Genomic DNA, 17,774 nt, shown 5'->3' with positions numbered 1-17,774 from the left:
CAATGGCCGAATTTTTTCAACAACATGGCGCTGAGATCCTCTCAAAAAGTCTCGAACATCTCTATATTTCAGCAATTGCATTGGTCATCGGGATTGCCGTTGCTGTTCCTTTAGGTGTTCTTTTGACGCGTTTTCCTAAAGTCGCAACGATTGTTATTGGTCTGACCAGTGCGTTACAAACGGTACCTTCTCTTGCCCTATTAGCACTTATGATTCCTTTATTCGGTGTCGGTAAATTGCCTGCAATCATTGCCCTATTTATCTATTCCCTTTTACCTATTTTAAGAAATACCTATATTGGGATGAAAAATGTGGATTGGAATTACCGCGATGTCGCAAAAGGCATGGGGATGACAAATATCCAATCGATTTTTTCTGTCGAATTGCCGATCGCTATGCCGACGATCATGGCAGGTATTCGGTTAGCAGCAGTCTATGTGATTGCATGGGCAACCCTTGCCTCTTACATCGGCGCAGGCGGACTAGGCGATTTGATCTTTAGCGGTTTGAATAATTATCAGCCCGATTTGATTTTCGCTGGAACGATCCCTGTAACGATCTTAGCATTGCTTGCAGATTTCTTATTAGGACTATTGGAGAATCGGTTAACTCCGATCGCATTGAGGGAGGAGAATGACGAATGAAACGAATCAGAAATAGTGTCGTTCTCGTATTGACCGTCTTATTACTTGCAAGTTGCTCCTTCCCAGGATTGGCAAGTAATACGGATGAAGATACGATTTCTATCACTGGTGGGATCACTTCTGAAGCTCAGATCATTGCCAGTATCGTTGCTGGGATGGTTGAACACTATACGGAAAAAAATACGACGATCATCAATAACTTAGCAACGACGACGATCAATCATCAAGCGATGATGAACGGCGACGCGTCTATTTCTGCCGCTCGCTATACAGGGACAGATTTGACTACTACCCTTAATTTACCGCCTGAGAAAGATCCTGAAAAAGCATTTGATATCGTAAAACGTGAATTTGAAAAAAGGTATGATCAAACTTGGTTTCCTTCTTATGGATTCGAGAACACCTACGTTTTTCTTGTTCGCAAAGATACTGCGGAAAAATACAATTTAAAGAAAGTCAGTGACTTGAAAAATGTCGCCGATGAACTTGTCGCTGGAGTGGATACTTCCTGGATCAATCGTAAAGGAGATGGCTATGACGGCTTCAAAGAAACATATGGCTTTTCATTTGATTCCATCTTGCCTATGCAGATCGGTCTAGTCTATGACGCTGTAGAAGCTGGGAGAATGGATATCGTTTTAGGTTATTCGACAGACGGACGTATTGCTAGTTATGATCTAGTTATGCTAGAAGATGACTTGAGTTTTTTCCCACCTTATGACGCTGCACCGGTTGTAGATAATCAACTATTAAAAGATACGCCGGGTTTAGCAGAAGCATTAACAAAATTAAGTAATACGATCAGCACTGAAAAAATGCAACAATTGAACTATGAAGCAGACAATAATTTGGTTGAGCCTTCTGTCGTCGCAGAGCGCTTTTTAAAAGAAAACCAATACTTTGGAGGGGAGTGACGATAATGGAAAACATGAATTGGCTTGAACAATTTATTTATTATTTTCAAGAGAATGGTACGTATGTCTTTTCACAGTTCCTACGTCACTTTCTCATTTCGATCTATGGTGTACTTTTTGCAGCAATCGTCGGTATCCCCGTTGGTATTCTTATTTCACGAAAACGTAAGTTAGCCAATTGGGTGATCCGTTTTGCAAATATCATCCAAACGATTCCTTCTTTAGCAATGATTTCGATTTTGATGATTGGTTTAGGTTTAGGGGTCAATGTCGTGATCGTCACGGTGTTCTTGTATTCGCTATTGCCGATCATCAAGAACACGTACACTGGGATGATCCAAGTCGACAAAAATATCCTTGATGTCGGTAAAGGGATGGGGATGACAGCCAGCCAACGTCTCTTTATGGTGGAACTACCGCTGTCTGTGTCAGTCATTATGGCAGGCATTAGAAATGCTTTGGTCGTTGCCATCGGGATCACCGCCATCGGTGCCTTCGTCGGAGCTGGCGGATTAGGAGACATCATCATTCGTGGGACCAATGCCACAGATGGTACGTCAATCATCTTAGCTGGAGCCTTGCCAACAGCCTTCATGGCAATCATCACCGACTGGGTCTTAGGGATCATCGAACGCCGTTTAGACCCTGCGGCAAAGCATTCAAGATGACGAACATAGAGAATCCATATTGAACCCAATGGATTTCTATTTTTAAATAGTTGAAAACACCACCAGTTCAAGAAATAAATTCTTGATTTGGTGGTGTTTTTTTATTTAAAATTCAGATAGATAGTCATTGACTGAATCTTCTGGTATGTACAGTTCTACATAAACTATAAATAAATGAGTTGCTACTTACTCTGACAATAATGACGAAAAATCAAACACCATATCAATGATTTGCGCCACTTCACCTAATTCAGCCAGAGTGGCTTTCTCTACGAAGCGTATATTTCTCTGCTTTTCCATAAAATCAAATGTTTTGATTTGAAAAGGATTGATATATCCTTGTAGTTTATGCCTCTTATCTAATGCAATATGGTTTTTATATTTCGTATCAGTAATTGGACAAACCGCACACATTCCTGTTACTGCATTATAATGGTTCGCACTGACAACAATTGCAGGTCTTCTTTTTTTAATCTCTCTACCTATACTGGGATTGCAATTAATAATCACAAAATCGCCTTGTTTAGGCCGTATAGCCATTAATAGTATATGCCATTAAATAATTTCCTTTCCTACCAGTGAATCCTCAGGAAAACCAGCACTTGCATCAATTGTTTCATCATTTTCAAATGCTTCATCAAAAATATTTTTTTTCTTTTTTATAAACGTGATTGTATCGTCTTCTCCCTTAACAGCAATATACTCAACATTTTCTTCTATGCCAAATTTAGTAGGTACAGTTAAAACAATCGCATTACCTTGTTTCCTAGTCTTCATAATCTTCGCCCTCCATTCTATCTATTATCATCATAATATAAATACAACGTGAATACATTTTTCGTAAAATTGAATACCCAACCCAATTTCACATAACTATAAAAAAGGGAGTGGAACATCAATTCTCTACCCCCGCCTAAAATCGAATAAACGGCGGGAACAGAAGTAACCTCTTCGGAAATAAGGCGCCATCCACAAAAATTTGAAGAACAATTTTCGTGGATGGCGCCTTATTTCTCGAGGCTGAACACTTCTGTCCCGACCTCTAAAATTGATACTCACTATCATGTAATTATTTTTTCAAATGATAACTATACGTACTTACGACGATATTTTCACGCCAAGAAAGACGTAAACGCAATCTCAGACTCGTCTGATTATGCAAGATATTCTGCCATCTGCGATTTGGTACAAACTGTGGAATCAATACGGTCGTCGTATAATTTTGTTTTGCAGCATTCTTGCTGACTATATCCACATAACGCAAAATCGGATTTTGGATCGACCGATAAGAAGAATGGACGATTGAAAGACGCACATCTGGAAAATGCTTTTTAAATTCTGCTTGGATCTCTTTTTCCTTTTCGATATCCTCATCTAATGAAACGTGCATAGCAACAACATAATCACCGATCGAACGCGCATAATTCAACGCTCCGGTATTTACCCGCGTAACGTTCCCTACAAGTACCAAAACCGTATTTCCTTCATACTCGTGTAAGTTTACTTCGTCTTCTAATCGAAGTTGTTCTGCTACTTTTTTATAATGATCATGGATTTTATAGAAGACGAACATGACGATTGGCATGATGATGAAGAACGGCCAAATATCACCTAAGCGGTAAACAAATAAAATTGCGATGATGGCATAAGAGATAAATGCACCCGTAATATTCGCAATTGATTTCGTCCACCACTTTTTGCCTTCTTTTTTCCATTTGATGACCATTCCTGTTTGCGATAATGCAAAGGGGATAAATACACCAATGGAATACAGTGGAATCAATCGTTCAGTAGAGCCATTGAAAATAAACAATAGCACAATCGACCCTAATGCAAGCGTGATGATCCCATTTGAGTACCCTAAACGATCACCACGATCTTGGTACATATGAGGCATGAATTTATCTTTTGCTAAGTTATACGCTAATACTGGAAAGGCAGAAAACCCTGTATTTGCTGCCACTGCCAAAATCAAGGCTGTCGCAAATTGCAAGATATAATACAAGATCCCATGTCCAAAAACAGCTTGTCCGATTTGGGAAAGAACAGTTACTTCTTTTTCAGGAACAATTCCATACCAATAGTTGATAAACGTGATCCCTACAAAAAAGAACCCTAAGATCAATGCCATCATCGTCAAGGTCATCGCTGCGTTTTTTGCCCGTGGCTTTTTGAAGAACGGTACCGCATTACTGATTGCCTCTACACCAGTCAATGAAGAAGAACCAGAAGAAAAAGCCCGTAAGATCAATGCGACGGAAACCCCAGGGACAACTGCACCAGGCAGTGCTGTTGCTTGTAATGGTACTGCCCCAGTCACGATATTAAACAAACCAACGACAATCAATAAGGAGATGACGAGAATAAATGTATAGACTGGGAATAGTAAAAACGAAGCTGACTCTCTCAGTCCACGTAAGTTCAACATCATCAACAAGAGGACGATAGTCACTGAAATCGCTACTTGATGCCCATATAGAGCTGGTATAGCAGAAGTAATCGCCTCTGCACCGGCTGAGACGGAAACCGCAACAGTCAGCATATAATCGATCAATAAAGACCCGCCCGAAATCAGTCCAGCATTTTTACCGAGGTTCTCACTACTAACAACGTAAGCCCCACCCCCGTGTGGATAAGCGTGAATGATCTGCCGATAAGAAAGAGTTAATGAAATCAATAAAATAATAACAAATGCAGCAATTGGCAATGAATACCAGATCGCAGCAGCAGACAACGCCACTAATACCACAACGATTTGTTCTGTTCCGTACGCAATCGATGACAACGCATCGGAAGATAGTAGTGCTAACGCAGCAAACCTTGTTAATTTATGCTCGTCGTTTTCCGCCGACTTCAACGGCTTCCCTACTAACAACCTTTTTAAGTAATCCAATTTCTATGCTCCTTTACACACCTTTTCCCCTACGAATTACAGGTGTCATTTTTTATAGTAAACAAGATGTTATAGTACGCCCTTGACCTTTAAATGTCAACAAAATTCGGGAAAAATATCGATAGAAAATCCCCATATTTTTTTAATTCATTTTTAGAGTGATTTCCATGATTAAACCACTTGCTTTCTCTGGTACAGAAAAAAGACGAGCTTAGGAAAATAACGTTATCCTAAGCTCGTCTTCACTTAAAAACAGAGTCTTAAAATCTTTACGAGAAACGAATAGATGGTATCACGTTTCTAGTGGAAGATTCGACTTTCATGCGCAGCTTCTTTGAATTTCTTCATTTTTTCACTCACAAATGGATACGACACTGTACCAACGATCCCTACGACAATAAATATGCCGACTAATATCAAAATCGCATGTAGGGCATTTGGCCAATAGATACCACCAGCTGATTCACGTAAGAGGTTGACTGCATGAGTAAATGGCAAGAAAGGATTGATCATTTGGAAAAATTTCCCTGAAACTTGAATTGGATAGTTCCCACCACCACCAGATATGGACAAGACAAGAATAATGATGGCTATCCCTTTGCCGACATTGTCAAACAGCGCTGCTAAAACATAGACGATCATCATAAATGACAAAGCAATCAAAACAGCAAACAGTACACTGTAGACTGGATTCACTACATACACACCAAGCAAGAACATGTTCCCTAAAGTAACGATCAAGCTTTGAGCGATCGCCATCGTCAAGAAGGTCAACATGCGGGCGCCAAACTGTTCCCGTTTTGTATAGTTTTTACGCGCTTTTTTATCTAAATAGTAATCTGTTGTAGCGACACTTGAAAGTAAGACCGCACCTACCCACAAACATAGCGCAGTATAGAACGGTGTACTTGCTGATCCATTATTAGGGATTGGATACAACGAATTAGTTTGTAGTTCCACAGGCATCGTAAAGAATTCACTTTCCTTTGTCGCATCTAATTTCAAGAGTTTGATGACTTCCCCAAGATCAACCTCTTCTTCTCCTTTACGGATCGCATCTGCGGCTTTTTGGATACCAGCTTTGATGTTTGGCCAGTCATTCGTGATCAAGTCTGCCGCAGCATTCACCGCTGTTTCGACTTCTGGCATTTTATCGTTGACGGTGGTCATTGTGGTATTGATTTCATTTTTGATCGTTGGCCAATCATTTTGGATAAAATCAGCAGCTAAACCAAGTTTCTCTTCTAATACAGGTAAGTCGTTATTGTATAGGTCAGCTCCCTTATTGATTCCATTTACGATCGTTTCCATATTACCGTTTAGCATCGTATTTGCATCATGGACCTCTTGACCGATTGCAGGCATTTCTTTTTGATATTTCTCTAAGATCGCCACCGCATTTGTTACGGTTGCTTTGGTTGAATTTAATAGCGAATCAAAGTCGATTTGATCTGCTTTACTCAACGCACCTTGCGCTGTACTGATCGTATCGATCACTTGTGTCAAGATCGATTCAACGGTGGTGCTGACTTCATTTACGTCTATTTTACCGATAGTATCATTAACATTTTTTGCAGCTGCTGTTATACTTGTTAATTCTTCAGATACTAATTTTTCAATTTCTTCTACACTAGCTGATTGAATGATACTCTTAAGATTTGGTAGACGTGAGTTAATTGTATTTAAATTTGCACTGATATTGTTTAATAGATTTATAATATTAGTTAAGTTCTCTCCACCATTTTCTTTTTGTAAATTTGTTAAAAATTCTATTAGGCTATTTATTGCTGTTTGCTGACTACTAATACTAGAGGATATGTTATCAACTAGCTTCACTAGATTTTCTCGTTCTTCCTCTGTCAACTTATTATCTTCCACAGCTGTTTTTAGGGCAGAATTGATTGCATCAGCTAAACTAGCTGTATTTGTCGCTACTTGCCCAATCGAATCTAACGTCGTCTTCACGCTTGTCGTGATACCTGGTACGGCTTCTTTTAATTGTTCAGCGCCCGTTTTGGTATCCGCTGCGAGATTCTTCGCTTGTGATTCTAAATTTTTCACATCAGGTAAGATGTCTTGGACTTGTTGGATGATGGTCAATCCTTGTTTTGCTTCCTCGATTCCTTGATTCATCGTTTCTTCGATTGATGAAAAATCGTTGTCGATTTCAGCAATTTGTCGTCCAGCATCTTGGATCTCCGGGATTTTTTGTTGAAGGTCAAGAATGATTTTGGCTTGTTCCTTTAATTCTGGCATTTTATCGTTCAATTCAACGACCTTTTGTCCCATCTCATCTACTTCTGGGAGATAATCAACAAATTCATTTGCTTTCGCTAATTTGTCTTTGATATCTGGAAGTTGTTTTTGTAGATCAAGTACTTGTTGGGTATAGCCATCGATCGTATCCAAGTTTTCATCTGTTGATAGAATCATTGATTTTACTTTATTGATACTTACTAGGTTTGTATCAATATCGTACCCAATTTCATTAAAGACTTTTAGTAAAGTTTCGCTCGCCGTTCGAATAAATTCACTGGAGATTTGTGATTGGATCGTAGATGCACCTTTATCTGTAATTTTTGGTGCAATGGCATTGATTTTTTCATTGACTGTATATTCAATTTCCGGCTTTTTGATATCACCACTCGTAAAGCTTAATAAATCCTCCGAGAAATTCTCTGGCAAATAGATACCAGCATAATATTCCCCAGACCGTACACCGTCTTCTAATTCTTTTTTAGAGTCAACGAACTGCCAACCTAAATCTTTATTTTCATGTAATGATTTTAGTACTTCTTTTCCGATAGCGACTTCTTGTCCTTCAAACTCAGCCGGCTTGTCTGCACTATAAACAGCAATCGGTAATTCCCCTGTATTACCATAAGGGTCCCATAATGCTTTGATATTGAACCAAGCATATAATGAAGGAATGATCATAATTGCGATGATCAAAAGAGTCGCAACAGGATTTTTAAAAATTCGTTTCCAATCAAGTAAATATAAGTTTATTGTATTTTTTATTGATTTCATATTCATCACCTTTTTTTGTTTCAGCTGCATCACTTTATCATGAAAACCATACGATTTTCAATCCTATTTTCAATCAAGCAACTAATTTTTTGACAGTTAAATCAAACTGTCCGAATATTGTCATCTTTTGCTTAACAAATAATTAATCTTCTTTTATTCGCTAGTCCACTACCAAATGTAGCATCCCGAGAATTTTTTATGTGTAATCAAATAAATCTGTTATAAAAAGCTTACCATAGTTTCTAAAAAAATGTCTAAATTGGTTACTCATAAAATTATAATCTTATTTTCAATGTATATGCATCGTTATTTTATAAACTAAATCTTCTGATAGAACTGGAAAATCCGGCAAAACCGAACCACACAAACAAAAAAAGGCACGACAGCCAGAGGTCGGGATCGAAGTGTTTAGCTTCGAGAAATAAGGCACCATCCACGAAAATTGTTTTTCAAATTTTTGTGGATGGCGCCTTATTTTCGAAGAGGTTACTTCTATTCCCGCCGTTTATTCGGTTTTAGGTGGTGCGATGGGACGAATATCCCAGACCGTTGAAGTTCCTCTTTTTTTGTTGTTGCCAAGCGCTGAATCGCGCAATGATTGACTAAACACACGGTGCTATTTTTTATGTATAAACGTGCTGTTTTTGTCTTTTATTTTGACACTGGGACAAGCGCTTCGATACCAACACTGATTTTCAATGCACGATCGACATCTAACATAATCGATCGTTCTAAATGACAGACTTTTTCTTTTAATCTGGACTTATCAATCGTTCTGATTTGTTCAAGTAAAATGACTGAGTCTCTTTCGATCCCTGTTCCGGTCGCTTTGATTCCTATATGTGTGGGCAATTTAGGTTTCGCCATTTTCGCAGTAATTGCTGCTACGATGACCGTTGGACTAAAATGATTACCTAAATTGTTCTGAATCACTAAGACCGGTCTTGTCCCACCTTGTTCTGATCCTACCACCGGAGAAAGATCAGCAAAATAAATATCTCCTCTTTTTACCATACGCCTCTCCTCACTCTTGATATTCTCTAGGTATACGGGGCCCTAGCACACATGCGACTTCGTAATGGATCGTACCCAATTGATCTGCTACATCTTGCATTGTGATTTTAGCCTGTTGATTTTTCCCGATCAACGTAACTTTAGTTCCTACTGGCATTTGATAGGGCAGACGGATCATCAATTGATCCATGCATACACGACCAATGATCTCACAATAATTTCCCTCCACTAATAATGAGAAACCTTGCATTTTCCGTAACCAACCATCTGCGTAACCGATTGGTACAGTTCCGATCCATTCTGAAGCTGAAGTCGTATAGGTTTTTCCATAACCTACACCTTCTCCTGCTGACAACTCTTTCACTTGGATCAATTCAGATACAAGTTCAAGCGCTGGTTGTAGGGGATATACTTCCGCTAACGCGTGACCGGATGGATTCAAGCCATACATTGCTACCCCATAGCGGATCATATTGCCTATAGCTTTTTCGTGCCATAATGCAGTGGCACTATTACTGCTGTGGATATATCTTGGTAAAGTAGGTAGACTTTCGATGATCTCACTGAATTTTTGGTTCTGCTGTTCCCAATAGGTGGTATCTGCTTGATCTGCTGTAGAAAAATGAGTATAGATCCCTTCCCATTCTAAATTGGGACTATCTTGGATGATTTCCACTGCCTCATTCACTTCTGCACTATTGAGAAAGCCAATTCTTCCCATTCCGGTATCGACTTTCAAATGCAATTTCAATAAATATTCTAGATGTCGTTCTGCTATATAAGTAGCCGCAGCTTCCAACCATTCTTTTGTTCCCGCAGTAATAGATAGATCGTGGATGACTGCAAGTGTCAACGCATCGATCGGAACCATATTCAATACAAGAATAGGTTGTGTGAAACCTGCCTCTCTCAGCTCGATTCCCTCATCTAAAGTAGCTACGCAAAAACCAGAAGCTCCACCTTTTTTTGCAGCTTCTGCTGTTTCGATTGCTCCATGACCATAACCATCTGCTTTGACAACAGCAAACAATTCTTTCCCATTCAATCGAGCTATTTCATTTGCTACATTTTCTGTAATTGCCTGTTTATGTACAATTGCTTTTGTCGGACGATGCCAAGCAATAACCATTGTTCTTCCTTCTTTCTAGTCTTCTAAAATAATCTGTGCAAAAGCTAACTCGTCTGTATGTGTGATGCTGACCCAGACTGCTCCTTCATGTGGAGATTTCGTTACAATTGGTTGTCCTGATCCATTTTTTAAAATTTCGATCTCTTGAAAGGTAACTTTACCGATCCCTGTTCCCCAAGCCTTTGAAAAAGCTTCTTTACATGCATAACGACCGCCTAAAAACTCAACCTGACGATGAAATGGCAGCAAACGAAACATTTCGATTTCACTTGGTGTCAGTACACGATCAATAAAGTTTTGCTTTTCTTTAATGATCTTAGCAATCCTCGACAGTTCAACTGCATCAATCCCAATCCCTTTTATCATACACGATTCTCTTTTCAAAAAATTTTAGAACACTCTAATTCTACCAAATTTTAGACAATTTACCACCAATAAGTCTAGAAATAACAAAAATGAAAGTTGTTTCCTAGTGAAAAACCACTTCTTCATTTTCTCCAATAAAAAACCATTGAGAATTGATTGCTAAAAATCTCTGACGCAAAGAAAACAGTTCAAGTCACTTCATTGCTTTTTTTACGAACGTTTTTCAAAAAAATAAGACGTACAATTCGAAAAACAGCTGATATATAAATCATTTTCCGCATTGTTTGTTTATAAAATGATTTTATTGGTATTAATTCTAATTTACCATGGATCACGCATAAAAAAAGAAATTATTTTTACTTAATAAACAAAAAAAACAAAAATTTGTTGCTATATCCTTAAAAAGCTAAATATTTTATTTTTTTAAATAACATTTTTGTTAAAGTTATCTAAATTACCTGCTAAAAGGAGGAACTACGTTAAATTTATACTTAATACTCTTAGACTTCCCATTATTAGTAGATTTTTACCCTATGATCTCTACTTCTTTATGTAATGAAAGAGAGAGTATGTTTGTTTTTTTATTATCTATCAATTCCAAATAAACAATACAAAATAAGCCCGTCAAGGCCAAAAATAGGTAAGCTATTTTTGGATCTGACGGGCTTATTCGGATGGTCCTTCTGAGACCACCCCTTTACATGTGGATTAGTCGTTGTTCGTGCGGATCACGAAACCACGTTTTTTGTCGTTTGTGCGTTTTCCACCATTGTCTTTTTGTTTGTTATGGTTTTTGCTGTAGCTACCGCTACCTTTTGAATTTTTGTTGCCGCGGTAGTTGCCATTATCACGACGATTACGGCTGTTTCCGCCGCCACTTCCGCCACCACGTTTACCATTTTTGTTGTAGCCTTTTTTCTGCATTGGCAATGGACGTTCTGGTGTGATTTTTACTGGTGTTGCATCTGATGGATCTTTGGCTGTTGTTTTCAACAATAAAGCGACTAAATCTTGAGCAGAGTATTCTTCCAATAATTTATCCGCAGTTTGCAGATATTTATCTAAGCCATTCTCTTCAAGTTTTTCTTCGATTTGTTCAATAGCAGCGCCTAGTTGTCCTTTGAATGCTTCTTTTTCAGTCGGTGGACGTAAAGTTGTCATACGTTTTTTCGTTAAGTTTTCAATAACATGTAAGTAACCCATTTCGTTTGGTGTAACGAAAGTTACTGACATACCACCTTTACCTGCACGACCAGTACGACCGATACGGTGAACATAGCTTTCTGGATCTTGTGGGATATCATAGTTGTATACATGAGTAACTCCTGAGATATCTAAACCACGTGCAGCTACGTCTGTAGCAACTAAAATATCTAAATGACCACTCTTGAATGAACGTAATACGCTCATACGTTTTTGTTGGGAAAGGTCGCCATGGATACCTTCTGCACGATAGCCACGAGCTTCTAAGCCACGAGCTAATTCATCTACACGACGTTTTGTACGTCCGAAGACGATCGTTAATTCTGGTGATTGTACATCGAGCAAGCGAGTCATCACATCGAATTTTTCGTATTCTTTTGCGCGTACATAGTATTGATCGATCAAATCAGCAGTCATTTCTTTGGTTTTGATTTTCACGTGTGTTGGATCTTTCATGAATTTCACACCGATGTTTTTGATTGCTGGTGGCATTGTTGCTGAGAACAATAGTGTTTGACGTTGGTCTGGTACTTTAGAGATAATACTTTCGATATCTTCTAAGAAGCCCATGTTCAACATTTCGTCTGCTTCATCTAATACTAATGTTTCAACTGTTCCAAGTTTCAATGTGTGACGGTTGATATGGTCTAACATACGACCCGGTGTACCAACGACGATATGTGGACGGTCTTTCAATCCACGGATTTGGCGGCCGATATCGGCGCCACCATAGACAGCTTGGACACGGACACGTTTGTCACGTCCTAAACGATAAAGTTCTTCTTGTGTTTGGATCGCTAATTCACGTGTTGGTGCAATAACCAATCCTTGTAGTTCTTGACGATTTGCATCGATTTTCTCTAACATCGGTAAGCCAAACGCAGCAGTTTTACCTGTTCCTGTTTGTGCTTGTCCAATCACATCTTTACCTTGTAAAGCAAGTGGGATCGTTTCTGATTGGATCGGTGTCGCTTCTTCAAATCCTGCACGTTCTACTGATTTTAATAATTCTGGTGATAATTCTAGTTCTTTAAATTTCAAATGAATCCTCCTATATGGTTGTTAACTGAGGATGTAGCTATAGTTTGCTACCCCGTCTTTTGTTCGGTCAAAGTGTCTGTTGCTTTTTTGACAGTGGCCACGCACGTTTCCCATCCATTCTTAGCCCCTGTGGCACCACCGAAAAATCACTTTGCGAAGTTTAGGCATTAGAAAAGCCAAACGGGTCGCGTTCAGCTTTATCATTGTTATGACATCTGGCTTTCGCATTTCATCATCAAGCCAGTCCAATTTCTCTTCATCTTTCGGCAATAGGTTATTCTAGCATAATTTATTGTTTTCTGCAAGTTTACAGTTTTTATTTCATTTCTTGTAGTCGTTCGACCACTTCAATCAAGCCCATACTATTACTACCTTTTAGTACAATCGTGTCATCTGGCTGGATCTCAGCAATCACCGCTGCAATCAATTGCTCTTTATTTTCTTCGGTATAATAAACCGGCAAATCAGGATATTTCTGAGCCAAAGCATCTTTTAACGCCTGCATTTCTTTTCCATACAAAAAGATCATCGAAAAGATGTCTGAAGAAATATGTTCACTCATGGAAGCATGCATGAGAGGCGAGTCTACCCCTAGCTCCAACATATCGGCTAACACGGCAAGTTTTCGTCCCGCTGCTGGGAGGCTTGCTACAGTATCTAAGACTAATCCCATAGCTGTAGGATTGGCATTATAAACATCGCTTAAGATCGCTGCCCCGTTTCCAGCAGTCAGCCATTCTGTTCGGTTTTGTGTCACTGTGACAGTTGCTAGACCTCGTCGGATTTCCGACAGAGACAACTCGAAAAACTGCCCGATCGCATAAGCAATCAGCGCGTTCGTCACATTATAGCTACCAGGTAAAGGGATCGTGAATGATTCGCCTTCAACGATAAATGTCGTTTGTTGCTTTTCTTCGATGATTCGTTGTGCAGAAATATCGCCTTGTTCGATTCCAAACGTCTTGATTTTTTGAGACAACGGAGCAATCAACGGTTCTAACAATGGTTCATTATTCGGTACGATCAATAATCCGTCTGGTAGCAACCCATCAGCAATCTCCATTTTTGCTTTGGCGATGCCTTCTCGTGAACCTAAATTCTCGATATGAGCCTCACCGATCATCGTGATTGCTGCAACTTTTGGTTGTGCCAGCAACGAGAGTTCCGTAATTTCATTGGCATGATCCATTCCCATTTCTAAAACGATTTTTTCAGTATCTTGAGGCATATGCAAGATCGTATAAGGCATGCCAATATTATTATTGTAATTTCCTTGTGTTTTATAAGTTTTATATCCTTGCGCTAAGACAGAAGCTGTTAGATCCTTTGTGGTCGTCTTCCCATTACTACCGGTAACAGCCACCACATCTGCCCCAACTTTTTTCAAATAGTATTGCGCCAACTCTTGCATTGCTTTTAAAGGATCAGAAACTGGTATGATCTCGATCCCCTCTGGTGCCTTTTCGGCTGCCCAACTCCAAAAAGAAGCAACTGCCCCATTTGCGATAGCTTGTTCAATAAATTCATGCCCATCTCTTGCGCCAGCTAAAGGAACGAACAAATCGCCTTCTTTGATTTTGCGGCTATCAAATTCTACTCCTGTGATTGATTGGGTTGACTCATGGTGACTTCCAACTGCTTGAGCAATTTCTTGTATTGTTATGTTCATCCATTCTCTGTCCTTTCGATTTAGACCAGTAGTCCTATAGGAATAGGAACAAAAAAGGTGGTGAAAATCGCCAATACTGATAGCGTCGAATAGTAAAAATCTTTCGCTTTCAATCAGTACCAGATGATCATCCACAACCTTTATTTTGCTATACATACTACTTCGACACATACATACTTGTGCTGATTACGTTTCAATTAGTCAAAGAAACTTTGTCTTTGATTATAACGGTTCAAGCCTAATTGGATCAACTCTTCAATCAAGTCACCGTATTTCAAGCCCATATTTTCCCAAAGCAATGGGTACATGCTGAATGCTGTAAATCCAGGCATTGAATTTAATTCATTAAGGAATAATTCATTTTTATTCGTCAAGAAGAAATCACAACGGCTCAAGCCACTTCCACCTAACATCGTATACGCTAATTTTGCGTACTCTTGTGCTTTTTGATGGACTTCTTCTGGTACTTCTGCTGGAATCTGCATCTCGATGCGATTATTGATGTACTTCGCATCATAATCGTAAAATGCCACGTCTTTTACCACTTCACCAGGCAAGGTCGTGCGGACGTCTTCATTTCCTAAAACAGCGACTTCGATCTCCCGTGCTTCGATTCCTTGTTCAACGATGGCACGTGAATCGTATTGGTAAGCTGTTGCTAAGGCATTCTGTAATTCTTCTCGATTTTCAGCCTTAGTGATCCCCACGCTTGACCCCATGTTTGCTGGCTTCACGAACATCGGATAAAGCAATGAGCCTTCACATTGGTCAAATACCTTTTTAGGATTTTCTTTCCATTGATTCTTCAAAACTGGAACATAAGGTACTTGCGGTACACCGGCTGCTTGTAAAATATATTTTGTCATGATCTTATCCATGGCACAAGCACTCGTCAGTACACCCGCACCGACGTAAGGCATATTCAAGGTTTCCAAGAATCCTTGGATCGTGCCATCCTCGCCATTTGGACCGTGAAGAACTGGAAAGACGATGGTTCCTTCTTCTTTGATCTCTCCTGGATTGATGACAGTACCCGTAAATCCTTCTGTCATTTTCCCACTTGGGTCCCACGTCAAGTGCAATTCTTCTTCACTTGTAGGTTTTTCAGTCAACAACGGGCCTTTGACCCATTGGCCGTCTTTACTAATAAATACGAGCTGTACTTGATAATAAGCATAATAAATAGCATTTAAAACGGAAAACGCTGAAAGAATCGAAACTTCGTGTTCCGCACTGCGTCCACCATATAATAAAGTAATCTTCAAAAGATTTTCCTCCTGTATTCGATATCATTCATTTTTACTTCATATTTTAGCACAAAAACAAAAGATGCAAACAGCTTATTTGAAAAAAGGTGAGGCACATGTCATTTTATTCAAAAAACAGCGGAATAGTTGTCGCTTTTTTTCTTTATCGTTATGATAAGAGAAAGGAGGCATAGTTATGACCAAAACTACTTCTCGAAGCCGTTTAACAGAAATCATTCACGTATTCATCAAAGAAAATGTTCTGCCTAATCTGATCCAACAAAAAAATCCTGAACAAGTAAAAAAAGCCTTTGAAGAACTTGGCTCAACCTTTATAAAAATTGGGCAAATGCTTTCTGTCCGTGATGACTTACTCTCTGCTGAGTTTACTAAGACATTCAAAACATTGCAAGACAATGTACCAAGTGATCCCTTTGTCACGACGAAAAAAACGATTGAACAGGAATTAGACGCATCCTTAGAAACGATTTTTACTAGCTTCAATAAAGCACCTTTCGCTTCTGCCTCTATGGGTCAAGCACATCGTGCAACGTTAAAGAATGGCGATGCAGTCGTTGTAAAAGTCCAACATCCAAATATTGCGAAGGAAATCATGATGGACTTACAGTTATTCGAACGGGCGATTCCTTTGATCAAATATATTCCTGAAACAAGCGTCATCGATTTAAAAGGCGTGTTGCAAGAAGTCAAACGTTCATTGACAAACGAATTGGACTTCTACAAAGAAAGTCAAAATGGCGCACGTTTCTATGTCCTAAACAACCATTGGTATGAAATTAGATCCCCTAAAATCTATGAGGCACTTTGCACAAAAAAAGTTATTGTGATGGAAGAAATGTCTGGAAAGAACTTCAACCAATTGATGAATCTTGAAGAAACGGATGAACGCCTCATTGAGACACTTACGAATACTCAATTGAAACAACAAGTGGCTAAACGATTGATCGAACATTTTATGAAGCAAATCTTTGACGATGGCTTTTTTCATGCCGATCCACATCCTGGGAATTTATTGTTCCATCCTTTAAGCGTTGAAGAACTTTCAGAAAATGTAACGACAGACACAAAAGAACACCAAAAACAACTAGGCTCGATTTCTTTCAAAACGACTGCTACTGTCACTGAACCATTACAACCATATACAATCAGTTATATTGATTTCGGTATGATGGGTAGTCTCTCCGCTTCGCTAAGACAAAAGCTGATGGAAATCGTTTTAGCGATTTATACACGAGATATTTACCGTATTGAAAAAGCCGTCATCAACTTATGTCAACAAGAAGGGCCTTTTGATGAAAGTGAATTCCATCAACAACTCGCTAGCTTTTTGACACAATATTTAGACCTCCCCCTTGAAGAAATCGACTTGCAAGAAGTCTTTGCGCAGATCGTCTCGATTTGCCATCAGAACAACTTACAAATCGATCGTGATATCACGTTATTGCTTAAAGCGTTTAGCACATTAGAAGGAGTGATTCGTGTCCTTGATCCTGAAGTATCTTTGATGGAAGTCGCTACGCCCATTGCACAACGATATTTCTTAGCACATCTCTCTGTCGAAGATACATTGAAGCAAGCGGGCTTAGATATACTCGATGGTATCAAAACCGTACCGAAAATCCCACAGCAAGTCTACCATCTTCTAGAAACTTGGCGTTCTGGACAAGGAAAAATCAATTTGGAACTAAAGAAACAAGACCAACTGATGAACCGGATCGAAAGTATGGTGAACCGCTTAGTATTTGGTGTGATACTCGCCGCATTGATCGTCGGTTCTTCGCTGCTCGTCCAAGCTGCACCAGACGATCAAATCAATTTTATTACACTATTAGGTATATTCACGTATACGATCGCAGCTGTAGTCATTCTCTTTTTAGCCATCGATACATTGATCAACTATTATAAAAAACGACGGAAATAAACGAAAACATCCCA

The 17,774-nt window shown here is 39.1% G+C and carries 14 protein-coding genes; 4 read left to right on the top strand and 10 right to left on the bottom strand.

What is annotated here, in order from left to right:
* Nucleotides 1-2 precede the first annotated feature (2 nt).
* From IGJ19_RS01140 to IGJ19_RS01130, 3 genes are read left to right on the top strand one after another with little or no spacing between them, the layout of a single operon-like run.
* The gene (locus IGJ19_RS01140; RefSeq protein ID WP_010736596.1) at nucleotides 3-644 is read left to right on the top strand and encodes an ABC transporter permease; all 642 of its coding nucleotides are present in this window, start codon (nucleotides 3-5) and stop codon (nucleotides 642-644) included.
* Nucleotides 641-1,558: an osmoprotectant ABC transporter substrate-binding protein gene (locus IGJ19_RS01135; protein WP_023518952.1), complete on the top strand. Its 918-nt coding sequence runs from the start codon at nucleotides 641-643 to the stop codon at nucleotides 1,556-1,558. The genes IGJ19_RS01140 and IGJ19_RS01135 overlap by 4 nt, the downstream gene beginning before the upstream one ends.
* Nucleotides 1,559-1,563: 5 nt before the next feature.
* Nucleotides 1,564-2,226, top strand: coding sequence for an ABC transporter permease (locus IGJ19_RS01130; protein ID WP_019722425.1), 663 nt, complete (start codon nucleotides 1,564-1,566; stop codon nucleotides 2,224-2,226).
* Nucleotides 2,227-2,412: 186 nt separating this feature from the next.
* On the opposite strand, the gene IGJ19_RS01125 is transcribed toward IGJ19_RS01130, so the two are convergent.
* The 10 genes from IGJ19_RS01125 to IGJ19_RS01080 all read right to left on the bottom strand — a co-directional run bounded on the left by IGJ19_RS01125 (nucleotide 2,413) and on the right by IGJ19_RS01080 (nucleotide 15,836).
* Entirely contained in the window at nucleotides 2,413-2,766 is a 354-nt protein-coding gene (locus IGJ19_RS01125) for a type II toxin-antitoxin system PemK/MazF family toxin (RefSeq protein WP_071866125.1), read from the bottom strand.
* Between the two features lie 15 nt (nucleotides 2,767-2,781).
* The gene (gene mazE, locus IGJ19_RS01120; protein ID WP_065096903.1) at nucleotides 2,782-3,003 is read right to left on the bottom strand and encodes a type II toxin-antitoxin system PemI/MazE family antitoxin; all 222 of its coding nucleotides are present in this window, start codon (nucleotides 3,001-3,003) and stop codon (nucleotides 2,782-2,784) included.
* 292 nt (nucleotides 3,004-3,295) lie between these two features.
* Nucleotides 3,296-5,119, bottom strand: coding sequence for an APC family permease (locus tag IGJ19_RS01115; protein ID WP_010736602.1), 1,824 nt, complete (start codon nucleotides 5,117-5,119; stop codon nucleotides 3,296-3,298).
* Between the two features lie 300 nt (nucleotides 5,120-5,419).
* Entirely contained in the window at nucleotides 5,420-8,149 is a 2,730-nt protein-coding gene (locus IGJ19_RS01110) for a YhgE/Pip domain-containing protein (protein WP_086335332.1), read from the bottom strand.
* Between the two features lie 651 nt (nucleotides 8,150-8,800).
* Nucleotides 8,801-9,163, bottom strand: a complete 363-nt coding sequence (locus tag IGJ19_RS01105) for a type II toxin-antitoxin system PemK/MazF family toxin (protein WP_019722700.1) — start codon at nucleotides 9,161-9,163, stop codon at nucleotides 8,801-8,803.
* Between the two features lie 10 nt (nucleotides 9,164-9,173).
* A complete protein-coding gene (gene alr, locus IGJ19_RS01100) occupies nucleotides 9,174-10,292 on the bottom strand; it encodes an alanine racemase (protein WP_071866123.1) in 1,119 nt (372 codons plus the stop codon).
* Between the two features lie 15 nt (nucleotides 10,293-10,307).
* Nucleotides 10,308-10,658 (bottom strand): holo-ACP synthase, encoded by a 351-nt coding sequence (acpS, locus tag IGJ19_RS01095; RefSeq protein WP_010736606.1) that lies wholly within the window; start codon nucleotides 10,656-10,658, stop codon nucleotides 10,308-10,310.
* Nucleotides 10,659-11,366: 708 nt separating this feature from the next.
* Nucleotides 11,367-12,902, bottom strand: a complete 1,536-nt coding sequence (cshA, locus tag IGJ19_RS01090; RefSeq protein ID WP_074799594.1) for a degradosome RNA helicase CshA — start codon at nucleotides 12,900-12,902, stop codon at nucleotides 11,367-11,369.
* Nucleotides 12,903-13,218: 316 nt separating this feature from the next.
* Nucleotides 13,219-14,571, bottom strand: coding sequence for a UDP-N-acetylmuramoyl-tripeptide--D-alanyl-D-alanine ligase (locus tag IGJ19_RS01085; protein WP_074799593.1), 1,353 nt, complete (start codon nucleotides 14,569-14,571; stop codon nucleotides 13,219-13,221).
* Between the two features lie 197 nt (nucleotides 14,572-14,768).
* Nucleotides 14,769-15,836, bottom strand: a complete 1,068-nt coding sequence (locus tag IGJ19_RS01080) for a D-alanine--D-alanine ligase (RefSeq protein WP_019722696.1) — start codon at nucleotides 15,834-15,836, stop codon at nucleotides 14,769-14,771.
* 178 nt (nucleotides 15,837-16,014) lie between these two features.
* On the opposite strand from IGJ19_RS01080, the gene IGJ19_RS01075 reads away from it, so the two are divergent.
* A complete protein-coding gene (locus IGJ19_RS01075) occupies nucleotides 16,015-17,760 on the top strand; it encodes an ABC1 kinase family protein (RefSeq protein ID WP_430604303.1) in 1,746 nt (581 codons plus the stop codon).
* Nucleotides 17,761-17,774 lie beyond the last annotated feature (14 nt).

Origin of the sequence: Enterococcus sp. DIV1368b (assembly GCF_050529595.1) — a bacterium.
Taxonomy (GTDB): domain Bacteria; phylum Bacillota; class Bacilli; order Lactobacillales; family Enterococcaceae; genus Enterococcus_B; species Enterococcus_B mundtii.
This window is presented reverse-complemented; position numbering and strand designations above follow the sequence as displayed.